Origin of the sequence: Bradyrhizobium sp. CCBAU 53421 (assembly GCF_015291625.1) — a bacterium.
In the GTDB taxonomy this organism is placed as follows: domain Bacteria; phylum Pseudomonadota; class Alphaproteobacteria; order Rhizobiales; family Xanthobacteraceae; genus Bradyrhizobium.
In genome coordinates, this window is the sequence record NZ_CP030047.1 from 5,037,030 (window position 1) to 5,054,016 (window position 16,987).

12 protein-coding genes are annotated in these 16,987 nt (G+C 64.9%); 7 read left to right on the forward strand and 5 right to left on the reverse strand.

Annotated elements, in window-relative coordinates:
- Positions 1-8 precede the first annotated feature (8 nt).
- Positions 9-6,299 carry a HAMP domain-containing protein gene (locus tag XH92_RS24065; RefSeq protein ID WP_371817804.1) on the reverse strand — a complete coding sequence of 2,097 codons (6,291 nt, stop codon included), beginning with the start codon at positions 6,297-6,299 and terminating at the stop codon, positions 9-11.
- A 282-nt stretch (positions 6,300-6,581) separates the two neighbouring features.
- Between XH92_RS24065 and XH92_RS24070 the strand changes: the two genes are divergently transcribed.
- Entirely contained in the window at positions 6,582-8,534 is a 1,953-nt protein-coding gene (locus XH92_RS24070) for a PAS domain-containing sensor histidine kinase (RefSeq protein ID WP_194454315.1), read from the forward strand.
- A gap of 361 nt (positions 8,535-8,895) precedes the next feature.
- Here XH92_RS24070 and XH92_RS24075 read toward each other — a convergent pair whose 3' ends face one another.
- Positions 8,896-9,216: a hypothetical protein gene (locus tag XH92_RS24075; RefSeq protein WP_194454316.1), complete on the reverse strand. Its 321-nt coding sequence runs from the start codon at positions 9,214-9,216 to the stop codon at positions 8,896-8,898.
- A gap of 61 nt (positions 9,217-9,277) precedes the next feature.
- On the opposite strand from XH92_RS24075, the gene XH92_RS24080 reads away from it, so the two are divergent.
- Together XH92_RS24080 and XH92_RS24085 are read left to right on the forward strand one after the other, a co-directional pair.
- Positions 9,278-9,478: a DUF3072 domain-containing protein gene (locus XH92_RS24080; RefSeq protein WP_246787591.1), complete on the forward strand. Its 201-nt coding sequence runs from the start codon at positions 9,278-9,280 to the stop codon at positions 9,476-9,478.
- Positions 9,479-9,579: 101 nt separating this feature from the next.
- Positions 9,580-9,834 (forward strand): hypothetical protein, encoded by a 255-nt coding sequence (locus XH92_RS24085; protein ID WP_194454317.1) that lies wholly within the window; start codon positions 9,580-9,582, stop codon positions 9,832-9,834.
- Positions 9,835-9,995: 161 nt separating this feature from the next.
- Here XH92_RS24085 and XH92_RS24090 read toward each other — a convergent pair whose 3' ends face one another.
- Positions 9,996-10,253, reverse strand: coding sequence for a hypothetical protein (locus tag XH92_RS24090; RefSeq protein ID WP_194454318.1), 258 nt, complete (start codon positions 10,251-10,253; stop codon positions 9,996-9,998).
- 112 nt (positions 10,254-10,365) lie between these two features.
- On the opposite strand from XH92_RS24090, the gene XH92_RS24095 reads away from it, so the two are divergent.
- Entirely contained in the window at positions 10,366-12,435 is a 2,070-nt protein-coding gene (locus XH92_RS24095) for an ATP-dependent helicase (protein ID WP_194454319.1), read from the forward strand.
- 145 nt (positions 12,436-12,580) lie between these two features.
- Here XH92_RS24095 and XH92_RS24100 read toward each other — a convergent pair whose 3' ends face one another.
- Entirely contained in the window at positions 12,581-13,312 is a 732-nt protein-coding gene (locus tag XH92_RS24100) for an adenylate/guanylate cyclase domain-containing protein (protein ID WP_194454320.1), read from the reverse strand.
- An 82-nt stretch (positions 13,313-13,394) separates the two neighbouring features.
- Positions 13,395-13,646, reverse strand: coding sequence for a PilZ domain-containing protein (locus XH92_RS24105; protein WP_194454321.1), 252 nt, complete (start codon positions 13,644-13,646; stop codon positions 13,395-13,397).
- 265 nt (positions 13,647-13,911) lie between these two features.
- Here XH92_RS24105 and XH92_RS24110 point away from each other — a divergent pair, with 265 nt between their 5' ends.
- Genes XH92_RS24110 through XH92_RS24120 form a run of 3 tightly spaced genes read left to right on the forward strand, consistent with a single transcriptional unit; the run spans position 13,912 to position 16,943 of the window.
- A complete protein-coding gene (locus tag XH92_RS24110; RefSeq protein ID WP_194454322.1) occupies positions 13,912-15,333 on the forward strand; it encodes an MFS transporter in 1,422 nt (473 codons plus the stop codon).
- Positions 15,330-16,517, forward strand: coding sequence for an acyl-CoA dehydrogenase family protein (locus XH92_RS24115; RefSeq protein WP_194454323.1), 1,188 nt, complete (start codon positions 15,330-15,332; stop codon positions 16,515-16,517). Before XH92_RS24110 ends, XH92_RS24115 begins: the two co-directional genes overlap by 4 nt.
- A gap of 24 nt (positions 16,518-16,541) precedes the next feature.
- Complete coding sequence (locus XH92_RS24120; protein ID WP_194454324.1) at positions 16,542-16,943, forward strand: VOC family protein; 402 nt, start codon at positions 16,542-16,544, stop codon at positions 16,941-16,943.
- Positions 16,944-16,987: the final 44 nt, after the last annotated feature.

A 16,987-nucleotide genomic window follows, 5' to 3' on the forward strand; every position in this document is an offset into this window, starting at 1 on the left:
ATCGCCGATCAGCGGTGCAGCCACATGCGGATCGCCAGCAGCAGTTGCTCTGTGTTCACGGGTTTCGCCAGATAGTCGGACGCGCCTGCTTCCAGGCATTTCTCGCGGTCGCCTTTCATCGCCTTCGCGGTCAGCGCGATGATCGGCAGCCGCGCAAAGGCGGGATTTTGCCGGATAGCGCCGATGGTCTGGTAACCGTCCATCTGCGGCATCATGATGTCCATCAGCACGATCGCGATCTTCGGATTGGACTCCACCAACGAGATCGCCTCGTGACCGGTTGTCGCAGTCAACACCTTCATACCTCGCCGCTCCAGCACGCTCGACAGCGCGAAGATGTTGCGGGCGTCGTCGTCGACCAGGAGCGCGGTCTTGCCAATAAGATCCTCATCGGAACTATTGAGCTTCTCCAGCATCCTCTGTTTTTCGACGGGCAATTCCGTGATCACACGGTGCAGGAACAGTGACGTTTCGTCGAGCAGGCGTTCCGGCGACTCTACACCCTTGACGACGATGCTGCGCGCCATCGTGTGCAGTTCCGCGTCCTCTTCGGCCGAAAGTTCCCGCCCGGTAAACACGACCACGGGAATATTGGAGAGCGTCTCGTCCTTGCGGATCTGATCCAGCACCTCGAAGCCGCTCATGTCGGGCAGACGCAGGTCGAGCACGACGCAGTCGCACGGATTTTCGCGCAGCGTCGAGAGCGCCCCTGCCCCGGTTCCGCTGGTCACGATCTCGATATCCTCGTGGCCGAGCAACTCGGTGATGCTGAGCTGCTCCGCCGCATTGTCCTCCACGATCAGCAGGCGCTTGCGACGCGGCCTGGCGTATTCCTTGATCTGCGACAGCGCCGCGCTGACGCCCTCGGTCGTGGTCGGCTTGTTGACGAAGGAGAAGGCGCCGCGCGCCAGCGCGTGTTGCCGGTCCTCGTCCAGCGTAATGATCTGGACCGGAATGTGACGGGTCAGCGGATTGTGCTTGAGCTGGCTCAGCACCGTCCAGCCCAGCATGTCGGGCAGGAAGACGTCGAGCGAAACCGCGCTCGGCTGGAACTGCTTGGCGAGATCCAGCGCCTCGGCACCGCGGCTTGCGACCAGCACCTTGAAGCCCTTGTCACGCGCCAGATCGATCAGCACCCGCGCGTAATGCGGGTCGTCCTCGACGATCAAGAGGATCGTGTCGCCGGGTTCGAGATCGAGCCGGTCGTCCGGCAGCTGCTCGATCACACGCTCCTGTGAACCTGGCGATTGCAGCGACGGCGCCGCCGTGTGGGGCATCGCGAGCGGCTGCGCCTGCGGGCGCAACGCCGCCGACGGTCCGGCATATTTCAGCGGCAGAAAGAGCGTGAAGGTCGATCCCTTGCCCGGAGTACTGCGCAGATGGATCTCGCCGCCGAGCAGGCCCGCCAGCTCGCGGCTGATGGCAAGGCCAAGGCCGGTGCCGCCATATTTGCGGCTGGTGCCGGCGTCGGCCTGCTGGAACGCCTCGAAGATCAGCTTCTGCTTGTCCTGGGGAATGCCGATGCCGGTATCCGACACTTCGAAGGCGACGACGGCCGGTGCGGCATTCAGGATCGGATGCTCGGCGCTCCAGCCGCCGAGCGCGGCCGACACGGTCAGGCTGACGCCGCCGTCGGCGGTGAACTTGAACGCATTCGACAACAGGTTCTTCAGCACCTGCTGCAACCGCTTGGAGTCGGTCACCATGCTGCGCGCAAGGTTGCCGTCGACATCGATGCTGAAGGAAAGATGGCGGTTCTCCGCCTCGTGCCGGAACGGCCGCCCGACGGTCTCGAGCAGGCTCGAGGTGAGAATTTCCTCGGCATCGACCGTCACCGTGCCGGACTCGATCTTGGACAGATCGAGGATGTCGCTGATCAGGTTCAGCAGGTCGGTGCCGGCGCCGTGAATGGTGCGGGCGAACTCGACCTGCTTGCCGGTCAGGTTGCCGTCCGGATTCTCGGTCAGCTGCTGGCCCAGGATCAGGATCGAGTTCAGCGGCGTGCGCAGCTCGTGCGACATGTTGGCGAGGAATTCGGACTTGTACTTCGAGGTCAGCGACAGCTCGGTCGCCTTCTCCTCCAGCGCACGGCGGGCCTGCTCGATTTCCTGGTTCTTGCGCTCGACGTCGACGTTGCGTTCGGCGAGCTGCTGGGCCTTCTGCTCGAGCTGGTCGTTGGTCTGCTGCAATTCCCTCTGCTGGGTCTGAAGCTCGCCGGCGAGCGTCTGCGACTGCTTGAGGAAGGCCTCGGTTTGCATCGTCGCCTCGATGCTGTTGAGCACGATGCCGATGCTGTCGGTCAGCTGCTCGAGGAAGGTGATCTGCGAGGTCGTGAACGACGAGATCGAGGACAGCTCGATCACCGCCTTGACCTGGTTCTCGAACAGCACCGGGAACACGACCAGGTTCTTCGGCATGATGCGCATCAGCGCCGAATTGATCGGCACCGCATCGCCGGGAATATCCGAGACGAGGCGCTGGCGCTTGTCGAGTGCACACTGGCCGATCAGCCCCTCGCCGAACTGGACGATTTGCGGATGCGGATTGCTGCTGTCGCCGGCATAGGCCGACAGCAAGCGCAGCTGCGCATTCTCGGGATTGTCGACCTGGTAGATCACGCCCATATGCGCGTTGATCAGCGGTGCGAGCTCGGTCAGCAACAGGCGGCCGACGGTCGCGAGATCGCGCTGGCCCTGCAGCATGTTGGTGAAGCGCGCCAGATTGGTCTTCAGCCAGTCCTGCTCGGTGTTGCGCTCCGTGGTGAGACGGAGGTTGCCGATCATGGTGTTGATGTTGTCCTTGAGCTCGGCGACCTCGCCGCGCACGTCGACCTGGATCGAGCGCGTCAGGTCGCCCTTGGTCACCGCGGTCGCCACCTCCGCGATCGCGCGCACCTGGGAGGTCAGGTTGGCGGCGAGCAGGTTGACGTTGCCGGTGAGGTCCTTCCAGGTGCCGGCGGTGCCGGGCACGTTGGCCTGACCGCCGAGCCGTCCCTCGACGCCGACCTCGCGCGCCACGCTGGTGACCTGTTCGGCGAAGGTCGCGAGCGTTTCCGTCATGTTGTTGATGGTGTCGGCGAGCGCCGCCACCTCGCCCTTCGACTTCACTGTGAGATTTTGCTTCAAGTCGCCGTTGGCGACCGCGGTCACCACCTTGACGATGCCGCGCACCTGCTCGGTCAGGTTCGCCGCCATGACGTTGACGGTATCGGTGAGGTCCTTCCAGGTGCCGGCGACGCCGCGCACCTCGGCCTGGCCGCCGAGCTTGCCCTCGGTGCCGACCTCGCGCGCCACGCGCGTCACCTCGCCGGCGAAGGCGTTGAGCTGGTCGACCATCGTGTTGATGGTGTTCTTCAGCTCGAGGATTTCGCCTTTCACGTCGACCGTGATCTTGCGCGACAGGTCGCCGCGCGCCACGGCCGTCGTCACTTCCGCGATGTTGCGGACCTGGGTGGTCAGGTTCGCGGCCAAGAGGTTGACGTTGTCGGTGAGGTCCTTCCAGGTGCCGCCGACGCCGGGCACCACGGCCTGGCCGCCCAGCCGCCCCTCGGTGCCGACTTCGCGCGCCACGCGCGTCACTTCGGCGGCGAACGAGCGAAGCTGCTCGACCATCGTGTTCAGGGTGTCCTTGAGCAGCAGGATCTCGCCGCGGACGTCCACCGTGATCTTCTTCGACAGGTCGCCGCCGGCGATCGCGCTGGCGACCTCGGCGATGTTACGGACCTGAGCGGTCAGGTTCGACGCCATGAAGTTGACGTTGTCGGTGAGATCCTTCCAGGTGCCGGCGACGCCGGGCACTTCGGCCTGGCCGCCGAGCTTGCCTTCGGTGCCAACCTCGCGTGCCACGCGCGTCACTTCGCCGGCGAAGCCGTTGAGCTGGTCCACCATCGTGTTGATGGTGTTCTTCAGCTCGAGGATTTCGCCCTTCACGTCGACCGTGATCTTGCGCGACAGGTCGCCGCGCGCCACCGCCGTCGTCACCTCGGCGATGTTGCGGACCTGAGCGGTGAGGTTGCCGGCCATCGAGTTGACGTTGTCGGTCAGGTCCTTCCAGGTGCCGGCGACGCCGGGCACGTTGGCCTGGCCGCCGAGGCTGCCGTCGGTGCCGACCTCGCGCGCGACGCGCGTCACCTCGCCCGCGAAGCGGTTGAGCTGGTCGACCATCGTGTTCAGCGTTTCCTTCAGCTGCAGGATCTCGCCGCGCACGTCGACCGTGATCTTGCGCGACAGGTCACCGCCGGCGATCGCGGTCGCGACCTCGGCGATGTTGCGGACCTGTGCCGTGAGGTTGCCGGCCATCGAGTTGACGCTGTCGGTGAGGTCTTTCCAGGTGCCGGCGACGCCGGGCACCTCGGCCTGACCGCCGAGCTTGCCGTCGGTACCGACCTCGCGCGCCACGCGCGTCACTTCGCCGGCGAAGGCGTTGAGCTGGTCGACCATCGTGTTGAGCGTTTCCTTCAGCTGAAGGATTTCGCCCGACACGTTCACCGTGATCTTCTTCGACAGGTCGCCCTTCGCCACCGCGGTCGCGACCTCGGCGATGTTGCGTACCTGTGCGGTCAGGTTCGAGGCCATCGAGTTGACGCTGTCGGTCAGATCCTTCCAGGTGCCGGCGACGCCGCGCACCTCGGCCTGGCCGCCGAGCTTGCCTTCGGTACCGACCTCGCGCGCCACGCGCGTCACTTCGCCGGCGAAGGCGTTGAGCTGGTCCACCATCGTGTTGATGGTGTCCTTCAGCTCGAGGATTTCGCCGCGCACGTCGACCGTGATCTTCTTCGACAGGTCGCCATTGGCGACCGCGGTGGTGACACCGGCGATATTGCGGACCTGCGCGGTCAGGTTCGACGCCATGAAGTTGACGTTGTCGGTCAGGTCCTTCCAGGTGCCGGCAACGCCGAGCACGTTGGCCTGGCCGCCGAGCTTGCCTTCGGTGCCGACCTCGCGCGCCACGCGCGTCACTTCCGAGGCGAACGCGTTGAGCTGGTCGACCATCGTGTTGAGCGTTTCCTTCAGCTGAAGGATCTCGCCAGACACGTTCACCGTGATCTTCTTTGACAAATCGCCGCCGGCGATCGCGGTCGCGACGTCGGCGATGTTGCGGACCTGCGCCGTCAGGTTCGATGCCATGAAGTTGACGTTGTCGGTGAGATCCTTCCAGGTGCCGGCGACGCCGGGCACCTGGGCCTGGCCGCCGAGCTTGCCTTCGGTACCGACCTCGCGCGCCACGCGCGTCACTTCCGAGGCAAACGAGTTGAGCTGGTCCACCATCGTGTTGATGGTGTCCTTCAGCTCGAGGATCTCGCCGCTGACGTCGACCGTGATCTTGCGCGACAGGTCGCCGCGCGCCACCGCCGTGGTCACGTTGGCGATGTTGCGGACCTGGGCGGTCAGGTTGCCGCACATCGCGTTCACCGAGTCGGTGAGATCCTTCCAGGTGCCGGCGACGCCGGGCACGATCGCCTGGCCGCCGAGCTTGCCGTCGGTGCCGACCTCGCGCGCCACGCGCGTCACTTCCGAGGCGAAGGAGCGCAGCTGATCGACCATCGTGTTGATGGCCTCCTTCAGCTGCAGGATCTCGCCGCGCACGTCGACCGTGATCTTCTTGGACAGGTCGCCGTTGGCGACCGCGATCGTCACCTCGGCGATGTTGCGGACCTGGCCGGTCAAATTGTTGGCCATCGAGTTGACGCTCTCGGTCAGGTCCTTCCAGACGCCGGTCACTTCGGGCACCTGGGCCTGGCCGCCGAGCTTGCCCTCGGTACCGACTTCGCGGGCGACGCGCGTAACCTCCGAGGTGAACACCGAGAGCTGCTTGATCATCGTGTTGACGATGTTCGCCGACTGCAGGAATTCGCCGCGCAGCGGCCTGCCCTCGACGTCGAGTTGCACGGTCTGCAGCAGGTCGCCCTGCGCCACCGCGGCGACAGCGCGGGTGACTTCGCGGGTCGGCCACAGCAAATCATCGATCAGCGTGTTGACCGAACTTTCCATATCGGCCCAGGCGCCGCTGGCGAGACCGAAATTGACGCGTTGGCGGGTCTGTCCCTCACGGCCGACGACCTGTCCGACGCGCGCCAATTGCTGCGCCATGCGCTCGTTGGCGGCAGCGATTTCGTTGAAGGCGTCCGCGATCTTGCCGTCGATACCGAGATAATCGCCGCGCATCCGAACCGAGAAGTCGCCACCGCGCATCGCCTGCAGCGACTGCAGCAGATCGTGCGAGGAATCGAGGCTTCCGTTCGATGATTGGGCGCGGCGGGTATCAGCACGGGGACGAGGCGGCGAACCGAGATCGGTCATGGAATTTCCCCTACGCGCTGGCCACGAATCCAGGACTCGGAAAAGCCAGTGTGACCATAAGAAGGACTGCCCTTGATCTATTCAAGCGGGAAAACGCCAAAACCACGATTTGTGACGCAAACCGAGGAGCTTAATCGCCACTGGAACCAAAAGTTCCAATGCGCATTGGAACTTTTTCCCGACTGACGTAAGCCGTTCGTATTGCTTGGTCGTCTCAGGCGTCCGTGACCCCTATTGGAACATTGGCCTCCGCGGAGCGTTCCGGCGTTGGCAGGATTTGCGATGGTTAAAAAATCAGACCAACTCAAGCGCGGCATTTTCGAGAGCGAGCGCAGGTTCCGGCTGTTGGCCGGAGGCGCAATTGACTATGCGATTTGCACCCTCGCCGCCGACGGGCGGGTGATCCATTGGAACAAGGGTGCCGAGCGCATCACCGGCTATCCGGCCAACGCAATCCTTGGCAAGCACTTCTCGGTCTTCTATCCTGAAGAGGATCGCGCATCGGGCATTCCCGCGAAGGCACTGCAGCTGGCGCGGAAGGAGAAGCACGCCGCGGCCGAGGGCTGGTGCGTCCGCAGGGACGGATCGCAATTCTTCGCCTCAGTCGTGATCGATCCGATCTACGAGAAGCGCAAGCTGGTCGGCTACGCGATGGTCACCCGCGACATGACCGAGCGGCGGCGGGCGCGCGCCGATCTCGAGGCCAGCGAAAGCCAGTTCCGCCTGCTGGTGAGCAACGTCACCGATTACGCGCTGTACATGCTGACGCCGGCCGGCATCGTCGCCAACTGGAATACGGGCGGCGAGCGCATCAAGGGCTATTCGCCCGGCGAAATCATCGGCCAGAGCTTCGCGCGGTTCTATACGGCGGCCGATCAGGCCGCGGGCAAACCGGCCCGCGCGCTCAAGATCGCGGAAGAGACCGGGCATTACGAGGAGGATGGCTGGCGGGTCCGCAAGGACGGCTCGTTCTTCTGGGCCAGCGTCGTGATCGATCCGATCCGCGACAGCGACGGCAACCTGGTCGGTTTTGCCAAGATCACGCGTGACATTTCCGAGCGGCGCGAGGCGCAGCAGAAGCTGGAACAGGTGCAGCGACAGCTGGCGGAATCGCAGAAGATGGATGCGCTCGGCCAATTGACCGGCGGCGTCGCACACGACTTCAACAATCTCCTGATGATCATTTCCGGCAATCTGCACCGGATCAGGCGCGAGGTAACGAGCGAACGCGGCCGGCTTGCCCTCAGCGCGATCGAAACCGCATCCGAGCGCGCCGCGTCACTGACCAGCCAGCTGCTCACCTTCGCGCGCCGCCAGAGCGTCAATCCGCAGACCATCGATATCGCTGAGCGGATCACGGCGGTGCGCGAGGTGCTGAGCAGCGCGCTCGGCGGCGCGATCAGGTTGAACATGGAGCTTGAGCCGGACCTCTGGCCGGTCTTCGTCGACCCGAACGAATTTGAGACCGCGCTGATCAACCTTGTCGTCAATGCGCGGGACGCGATGCCCAACGGCGGTACGCTGACTGTCTCGGCCCGCAACATGCCCGAAACCACTGAGGTCGCCGTCAGCGTCGCCGATACCGGTGAAGGCATTGCCCAGGATGTGCTGAGCAAGGTGTTCGACCCGTTCTTCACCACCAAGCCGGTCGGCAAAGGCACCGGCCTTGGACTGTCCCAGGTGCACGGCTTTGCGCACCAGGCCGACGGCCGGATCGAGATCGCAAGCGCGCTCGGCAAGGGCACCACGATCAGCATCTATCTCCCGCGCGGGACCGCAGCCGCGACGGGTACGATCGCGGGCCGCGCCGTGCGCGGCTCCGCTACGGTCCTGCTGATCGAGGATAATCCGGCGGTCGCCGATGCAAGCAGGGGCCTGCTCGAACAGCTCGGCTACACCGTGCGCTGGGCGCCGAACGCAGAGGCTGCCCTCGCGGAAATCGAGGCCAACGGGATCGACGTGGTGTTCAGCGACATCGTCATGCCCGGCAGGATGGATGGGCTGAAGCTGGCGCGCAGGATCCGGGACAGGAATCCGGAGCTGCCGATCCTGCTGACGACCGGCTACAGCGAGGGTGCGCGCGACGTGCGGTCCGACTTTCCGGTCCTGCGCAAGCCGTACCAGATTCACGACCTCAGCCGCGAACTCTCGAAGCTGACGGGGCAACAATCTGAAACCGGGATCGACCTCCCGGCAGACGAACAGCCGGCGAGAAAAGCGAGGGCGCGCTCGTAGATTCAAGTTGAGGGCGAACGCTCCGCTGGCCAGGTTCGGCGTACCAATTGCACCCGTTCGATGCGGCTACACTGTTCGCAGCGATATTGAAGGATGTCCCTGCCCTCGCTGCCCGGAGAGCTGCTCTCAAGCCGCATCGTCCTGATGCAGCTGATGCAGCTGATCAGCGTCAGCAACGGGCTGCGATCGTCATTCATCGATGCCCGCGGTGGCGCGGTCGGATCGGCGATCATGGCGCTGGGCGATGCTAAGGTGTTGGTTCTCACCACAAGAAAATGCCCATCCGTGGCCCGGGTTCCCGTCTCGAAACCAGATTTGGGCGCGAGCCGATGCGACGCGCCCGCCTGTTCGTGCGGGCCGATCAAGCCCTCGCGTTGCTGTGGCCCGGCCTCGGCCTGCCCTTGTCCGATTTGACGGGGGCCGGCTTGGCGGCTGCGGCCGGACGATCCCCGTAGCTTCGGCTCAGCCGCTCCCGAACCGTGGGGAGGCGCTCGCCGCCGCCGGCGGCCTTCCAGCGGGCGACGAGCTCGGCCACTTCGGCGCGCATCGCCATCAGCCGATACGACGCTTCGCTGCAATCCAGATCGCGGTTGACCTGATCCCGGATCGACGCCTCGACCAAGGTCATCTCAGCACGCAAAGTGCTGATCCTGCGACGAATTTCATTGATCTTGTTGTCCATGGCTTGTTAGAACAAAAATAGAACATATTGTCAAGTCACGATCCGGCAAGCGAGGTGAGCGATGAGCATGGCAGCGGTGAGATTTGGCGGGGTTGCGGAGCGGCTTGGCGGGCTGATGTCGCGCGCCCAGGCGCTGCGGTTGAGGAGCTTGGCCGAGGAGGCCTATCAGCCGAACCAGTACGCGCGCGACCTGACGTCCGAGGAAGCCGAACGGCGGATCGATGCCCTCAGGGCGGAGATCGCGCTGGCGGATTCTTTCTGAACCGTCCACCCCGGCCGAGCCGGACACTCCCTTAAGGCTTTGATATAGCGGCGCAGCCAGGTCTGTTCTGGTATTGCTGCTTGGCCTTTGGGGGAGCTTTCGTGCTGGAGTTGGAGAAGCGGTCGCCGCTTGCGTTCCCGATCACGCTGAAAGACGGGCGAACGCTCGCGACCGTTGGCGATGCGGCGGACTATTTGTCAGCATTGAACGCGGATCAACGCGAGCGCGGGTATTGGAAGATTGCGATCATGATGTTCAACAACGCCATGCGCGAGCCCAGCTACCTGAGGATCGCGACGATCAACCTGCGCTCCGCGCTTGTGTATGACCGCGTCGTCGATGACGTCGGCCACTGATTGTGGTGTTGCAGCTACAGCCGAATCGACGCGCCTTTCGTAAGGCCCGTTCGTTATGGCCGCAAACAAGGTAACGGCGGTACACGCGACGGCCGGGTGCGCAATGCGCTTTCGGCCGCACTCTCGGGCCGCCTCGGAGGGCCAAGGCGGCCCATTTCTTTTCAAAGCAATTTGGCGCGGACGAACAGCATCCGGAGCGCGTTGGTTGCCTGCACCGTCAGCATGGCATTACCGGCCGCGCGCTCCAGCGCGACCAGCGCGTCATCATGCAGCGAGCGGAACTCCATCCATTCGACGGCGCTGAGATTGCTGATGAAGCGGTAGGCCTGGCCAACGGTCGCGAGCGTCACCGTTTCGCCGTTCAGCCGCACCTTGAATGTCGCCTTCAGCGGCGTGTCGGATTTGGAAGCGTCACCCATGGCGCGGTTGTGCTCCGCGGCGCGTTAATGTCAATCTAATTTCTCTGCTCCGGCGCAGGTGCGCCGGCCCCACTGAATCGCAATGTCTGTTAGCGTTTGGTGGGGGTGATTCGTGCCTGATCTTGCCAACACAGCCTATCTCGATGCGCTCAATTCCGAGCAGCGCCGCGCCGTCGAGCACGGGGTCGGCAAGGATGGCGTCGTCGGCGGCCCGTTGCTGGTGATCGCGGGCGCCGGCTCCGGCAAGACCAATACGCTCGCCCATCGCGTCGCGCATCTGATCGTCGCAGGCGCCGATCCGCGGCGCATCCTGTTGATGACCTTCTCGCGCCGCGCCGCCGGCGAGATGGCCGGCCGCGTCGAGCGCATCGCACGGCGCGTGCTGGGCGATCGCGCCTCGATCATGACCGATGCGCTGAGCTGGGCCGGCACCTTTCACGGCATCGGCGCGCGGCTGCTGCGGGAATTCGCCGAGCGCATCGCGCTCGACCCGGCCTTCACGATCCATGACCGCGAGGACTCCGCCGACCTGATGAACCTCGTCCGCCACGACCTCGGCCTCTCCCGCACCGAAAGCCGGTTCCCGACCAAGGGCACCTGCCTTGCGATCTATTCGCGCTGCGTGAACGCGGAAATGCCGATCGAGGCGGTGCTCGGCCAGTTCTTCCCGTGGTGCTCCGGCTGGGCCAGCGAGTTGAAGCAATTGTTCGCGGCCTATGTCGAAGCCAAGCAGCGCCAGAACGTGCTCGATTACGACGACCTGCTGCTCTACTGGGCGCAGATGGTGACGGATACCGCCCTGGCCGAGGAGATCGGCGGCCGCTTCGATCATGTCATGGTCGACGAATATCAGGACACCAACCGCCTGCAGTCCTCCATCCTGCTCGCACTCAAGCCCGCCGGACGCGGGCTCACCGTGGTCGGCGACGACGCACAGTCGATCTACTCGTTCCGCGCCGCCACCGTGCGCAACATCCTCGACTTTCCGGCGCAGTTCAGCCCGGCTGCCGAGATCATCACGCTCGACCGCAACTACCGCTCGACGCAGCCGATCCTGTCGGCCGCCAATGGCGTGATCTCGCTCGCCAAGGAACGTTTCACCAAGAACCTGTGGACCGACCGGACCTCGACCCGCAGGCCGCTGCTCGTCACGATCCGCGACGAGGCCGATCAGGCCCGCTATATCGTCGAGCAGGTGTTGGCCAATCGTGAGGAAGGCGCGCTGCTGAAGCATCAGGCGGTGCTGTTTCGCACCTCCTCGCACAGCGGACCGCTGGAGGTCGAGCTGACCCGCCGCAACATTCCCTTCGTGAAGTTCGGCGGCCTCAAATTCCTCGACGCCGCGCACGTCAAGGACATGCTGGCGCTGTTGCGCTTCACCGCCAATCCGCGCGACCGGGTCGCGGGCTTTCGCATCCTGCATCTGTTGCCCGGCGTCGGGCCGGCCTCGGCGCAGCGCGTGCTCGACCGCATGGCGGAGGCCGCCGATCCGATCGCCGCGCTGGTGGCGCTGCCCGCCCCGCCCCGCGCCGGCGCCGACTGGCGGCTGTTCCTCGAGGCCATCGAGAACCTCCGCTACTCGGAATGGCCCGTCGACATCGAGCGCGCACGGCTCTGGTACGAGCCGCATCTCGATCGCATCCACGAGGACAGCGAGGTCCGCCGCGCCGATCTCATTCAGCTCGAGCAGATCGCCGCCGGCTATCCGTCACGCGAACGCTTCCTCACCGAGCTGACGCTCGACCCGCCCGACGCGACCAGCGACCAGGCCGGCGTGCCGCTGCTCGACGAGGATTATCTGATCCTGTCGACCATCCACTCCGCCAAGGGGCAGGAATGGAAATCCGTCTACGTGCTCAATGTCGTCGATGGCTGCATGCCGTCCGATCTCGGCGCCGGCACCTCGGCCGAGCTCGAGGAGGAGCGCCGCCTGCTCTATGTCGCGATGACCCGCGCCAAGGACGATTTGCACCTGATGGTACCGCAGCGTTTTTTCGTCCACGGCCAGGCCGCCAAGGGCGACCGCCACATGTACGCATCGCGCACCCGGTTCATCCCGGAACGGCTGCTGCCGATGTTCGAGCGGACCAGCTGGCCGCGGGCTGCGGCCGCGCCAGCCTCGACCGCCAGCCGCGCGCCGCCGATCGACATCGGCGCCCGGATGCGCGGCATGTGGCGCTGACACGGGTCGAAAGAATTTCGTTTGGGCGGGAACGAACCTGTCGGCCCAACGTTGAGGCGGCGTTCGTAATCGGCAAACGACCATCCCCGACGGCTTCGGCGTGCAGTTGCACTGCTGGAGCCGTCTTTTTTGCGCCCGCGTCAATTCACGCAGGAAACAGCGTGACCGGCTGGTCGAAGCCCTTCAGCGTATAATCGGAACCGGCTGCCGTGATCATGTCGCGCGTTCGATCCCGCACCGCTGTCGTGACAAGGATTTCGCCGGACTTCGCGGCGGCCTGGGCGCGTGCCGCGCGATTGACCACCGTGCCGACCGCGGTCAGGTCGCGATGGGTCTTGCCGAACTCACCAAAATTGGTGTCGCCGCTGTCCATCCCGATCCCAATGCCGATCTCGATGTCGCCGGCGCCGATCGCCTGCACCAGCGCATCGTGTCTCTCGCGGAAACGGCGCTGGATGTCGCGGGCCGCCAGCAAGGCCTGCACGGCATGATCCTTCCGCCGCACCGGAAAATTGAAGATCGCGAACACGGCGTCGCCGATCGTCTTGTTGAGAATGCCGTCATAGCGCCAGATCGCGGCGGCGCAGTCGTCGTAGAACGCATCGAGCAGCGACGTCAGCCCGGCCGGCGCGATGGTCTGCGTCAGTGTCGTGTAGCCGCGCAAATCGGCGAACAGGAGGGTGGCATCGATCGTCACGGCGCGCGCCTTCATGATCTTCGAGAAGGCCATCTCGCAGATCGTGCAGGTGTTCGGGTTCATGCGGCTCGGCCGGACGCCGAACAGGCGGAACGGCGCCGACAACGGGCCGCGCAGCGGGATCGGCATGTGCAGGTTTTGCCAACAGCCGAGGCAGATCGTTGCGGGTTCCGGAGTCATCGGCGTGTCACCTGTTGTTCCAGCAACGAAATCCGCTCAACCTAACACTGTCGGTCATGGTGTCCCTGCGAGATTGCCGCGCTCAGGCGGTCGTCACGAAACTCACTCCAATCCGTGTCTTCTTGCTCCAGATCACCTGGCACTCATGAACGACCGAGGGGTCCCGCGCCATCACCAGGCGGAATCTATGCGGGACGAAGGCCGGATTCTCGACCTCGATGGCGGCCCCTTCCGGCGATATGTTCACGATCGTGCAATGCATGACCGAACCGCCCGACGAGACATAGCCGGGTTCATTGACCTCGGTTCGTGGATGCTTGCGCTTTTCGTCCAACCGGCCTTCCCCCAGCTTTCTTGACGCAAACGTGGGCGATCGGCATTGCAGGAGTCAACGGCTCCCGGGGCTGCCAGCTAGCTTTCGCACCACGATTTGTGCGCAGCAGTAGGCCGAATTACTTATCGCGCCCGTGCAGATGAGCCCCGCGTCGGTGCGGGCTTGCCGTTCGCGGCAGCGCGAGGATAGCCTCACCCTATGGGCGATGCGCTGGCGCGACGCACGTTTCCAACAACAACGAACAGGCGCCATGGGGAGACGCGCCATGTTCGAGATTCTCGATCGCCGGACGACTCTGACCGGCAACCAGATCAAGATCCTTGCGGCGGCAATCATCGGCGATGCGCTGGAGTTCTTCGACTACTTCCTGATCGGCTTTGTGCTCGCGTTCCTGATCGGGCCGTGGAAGCTCACCTTTGGCCAGTCGGCCACGGTGCTGATGAGTTCCGGCATCGGCGCCATCCTCGGCGCCTATCTCTGGGGCTGGCTCGCCGACCGGATCGGGCGCCGCATTGTGTTCATCGGCACCGTGCTGAACTTCTCGATCGCGACCGGCCTGCTCTATTTCACCCCCGACAATGGCTGGGTTTACCTGGCGATCCTGCGCTTCTTCGTCGGCACCGGCGTCGGCGGGCTTTATTGTGTCGACCTGCCGCTGGTGCAGGAATTCATGCCGTCGCACAAGCGCGGCTGGGTCGGCGGCCTCGTCACCTGCGTGATCCCGCTCGGCGTCGGGCTCGGCGCGGTGCTGGGCGCGATCATGGGCACCGATCAGTGGCGGCTGCTGTTTGCGATCGGCGTATTGCCATCGGTCCTGGTGCTGCTGATCCGGCTCTGGGTCCCGGAGTCGCCGCGCTGGCTGTGCCGCCAGGGACGCTATGACGAAGCCCGCAAGTCGCTGGCCTGGGCCCTCCAGATGCCGCCATCGGAGCTGCCCTTGCCGAGTGCCGCCGACGCCGGGCCGATCGTCAAGACCAGTTGGTTCGACCTGTTCAAATATCCGCGCAGCCTGATCGTCTCCTGGCTCGGCAATGCCGGTGCGCAGACCGGGGTCTACGGCATCACGCTGTGGGCGCCCGCGCTGTTCGTGCTGCTGCTGAAGGTCACGCCGCAGGAGGCCGCCAAGATGATGATCCTGCTCAGCATCACCGGCTTCCTTGGCCGTATCTCGTTCTCCTGGTTCTCGGAACTGCTGGGACGGCGGATCGCCGGCGGCCTGCTCGGCTTCGGCGCCGGCGCGCTGACCATCATTGCCGGCTATCATTACGACGCGACACTGTTCGGCATGTCGGCGTTCTGGCTGCTGCTCGGCGCCGCCTTCTTCTTCGCCGACGGCGGCTTTGCGATCGTCGGGCCCTATGCCGCGGAGGTCTGGCCGTCGCATCTGCGCACCACGGGCATGGGATCGGCTTACGGCTTCGGCGGCATCGGCAAGATCATCGGGCCGGTCGGGCTTGCCTTGATCGTCGGCTCGAACAACTATCTCAAGCCGGATGTGCCGTTGACCCAGATCCCGACCGCTTTCGTCTATCTCGGCTGCTGGTTCCTGATGGCGGGTGCCGTCTACCTGTTCTTTGGGCTTGAGACCCGGGGCAAGTCGATCGAGCAGATCGACAAGGAGCTCAATGCGACGGCTGACGTCGCGGCGTCCGCAACCATCCGGCGCGCCGGAGGGAGGCCGACATGAGCATGACTTCAGCCGATCTTGCCGGCGATCGCGAGGTGATTGCACGCGCCGAGGCGATCAGGGACGCGGTTGCGGCCGCCTCCGACGCAATCGAGACGACCCGCCGCCTGCCGCCCGACCTGCTCGACCGGCTGCATGAGGCGCGGCTGTTCCGCCTGCTGCTGCCGCGCTCGACCGACGGCATCGAGACCGATCCCGTCACCTTCTTCCACGTCATCGAGACCATCGCCAAGGCCGACGCCTCGACGGCGTGGTGCCTGAGCCAGGCCGGCGGCTGCGCGATGTCGGCGGCCTATCTCGATCTGCCGGTCGCGCAGGAGATGTTCGCCGACCCGCGCGCCGTGCTGGCTTGGGGACCCGGCCCGAAGGTCAAGGCCGTCGAGTGCGCGGGCGGCTACCGCGTCACAGGGGTCTGGTCGTTTGCGTCAGGCGGCCGGCACGCCACCTGGCTCGGCGCCCACTGCCCGATCTATGCCGCGGACGGCTCGCCGCGCCGCGACGCCAATGGCGAGCAGGCCGAGCGCACCATGCTGGTGCGGACCGAAGACGTCGAATGGACCGACATCTGGAACACGGTCGGGCTGCGCGGCACCGCCAGCGACCAGTTCGCGCTGAACGATTTCTTCGTCCGCTCTGACCATTCGATCACCCGCGAATTCGATCGCGAATGCCGCGAAGGCGGCCCGCTGTACCGGATGAGCAACCACACCTGCTACCAGGTCGGCTTCGCCGGCGTTGCCTGCGGCATCGCCCGCAGCGCACTGGACAATTTCGTCGACGTCGCCCGCAACAAGGTGCCGCGCGGCACGAAGAAGACGCTGCGCGACAATGCCGTGGTGCAATCCGGCCTCGCCCAGGCCGAGGTCAATCTGCGCGCCGCCCGCGGCTTCCTGCTGCAATCGATGGCCGATATCTGGCAGGACCTGGTTGCCGGCCACAGCATCACGGTGGCGCAACGCATGACGATCCGGATGGCGGCAACCCACGCCATCCACAAGGCGCGGGAGGCCGTCGACTTCGCCTACAACACCGCCGGCGCCACCGCGATCTTCGACGGCCATCCACTGGAACGGCGCTTCCGCGACATGCACACCGTGACCCAGCAGTTGCAGGGCCGCTTCAGCCATTTCGAGACCGTCGGCGCGTGGATGCTCGGCGTCGAGGCCGACCTCAGCTTCGTCTAACCCTAATTCTCAAGGAGAAGAACCATGCCATTGGGCGGACTACAGCATTACACCATAGAGCCGCAGGATCTGGAGAAGACCAAGGCGTTCTATTGCGACGTGCTCGGCCTCGAGAACGGCGATCGTCCGCCGCTCGATTTCCCCGGCTACTGGCTCTATTCCGGCGGCCAGGCCACTGTCCATTTGATGGGCACCCGCAAGCCGCGCGACGGCATCGTGGTGCGCGGCACCGAGAAGAAATATGAAGACACCGGCCGGCTCGATCATATCGCCTTCGCCGCCACCGACGTCGACGCCGTGCGCAAGCGTCTGCAATCGAAGAACGTCAGCTTCCGCGAGCAGATCGTGCCGCGCACCGGCGACACCCAGATATTCCTCTACGATCCCGACGGCGTCGGCGTGGAGCTGAACTTCCCGAAAAGCTGAACCGGGCCTCGCCGGATGGTGCCCAGCTCAACAATTGGCCGGTG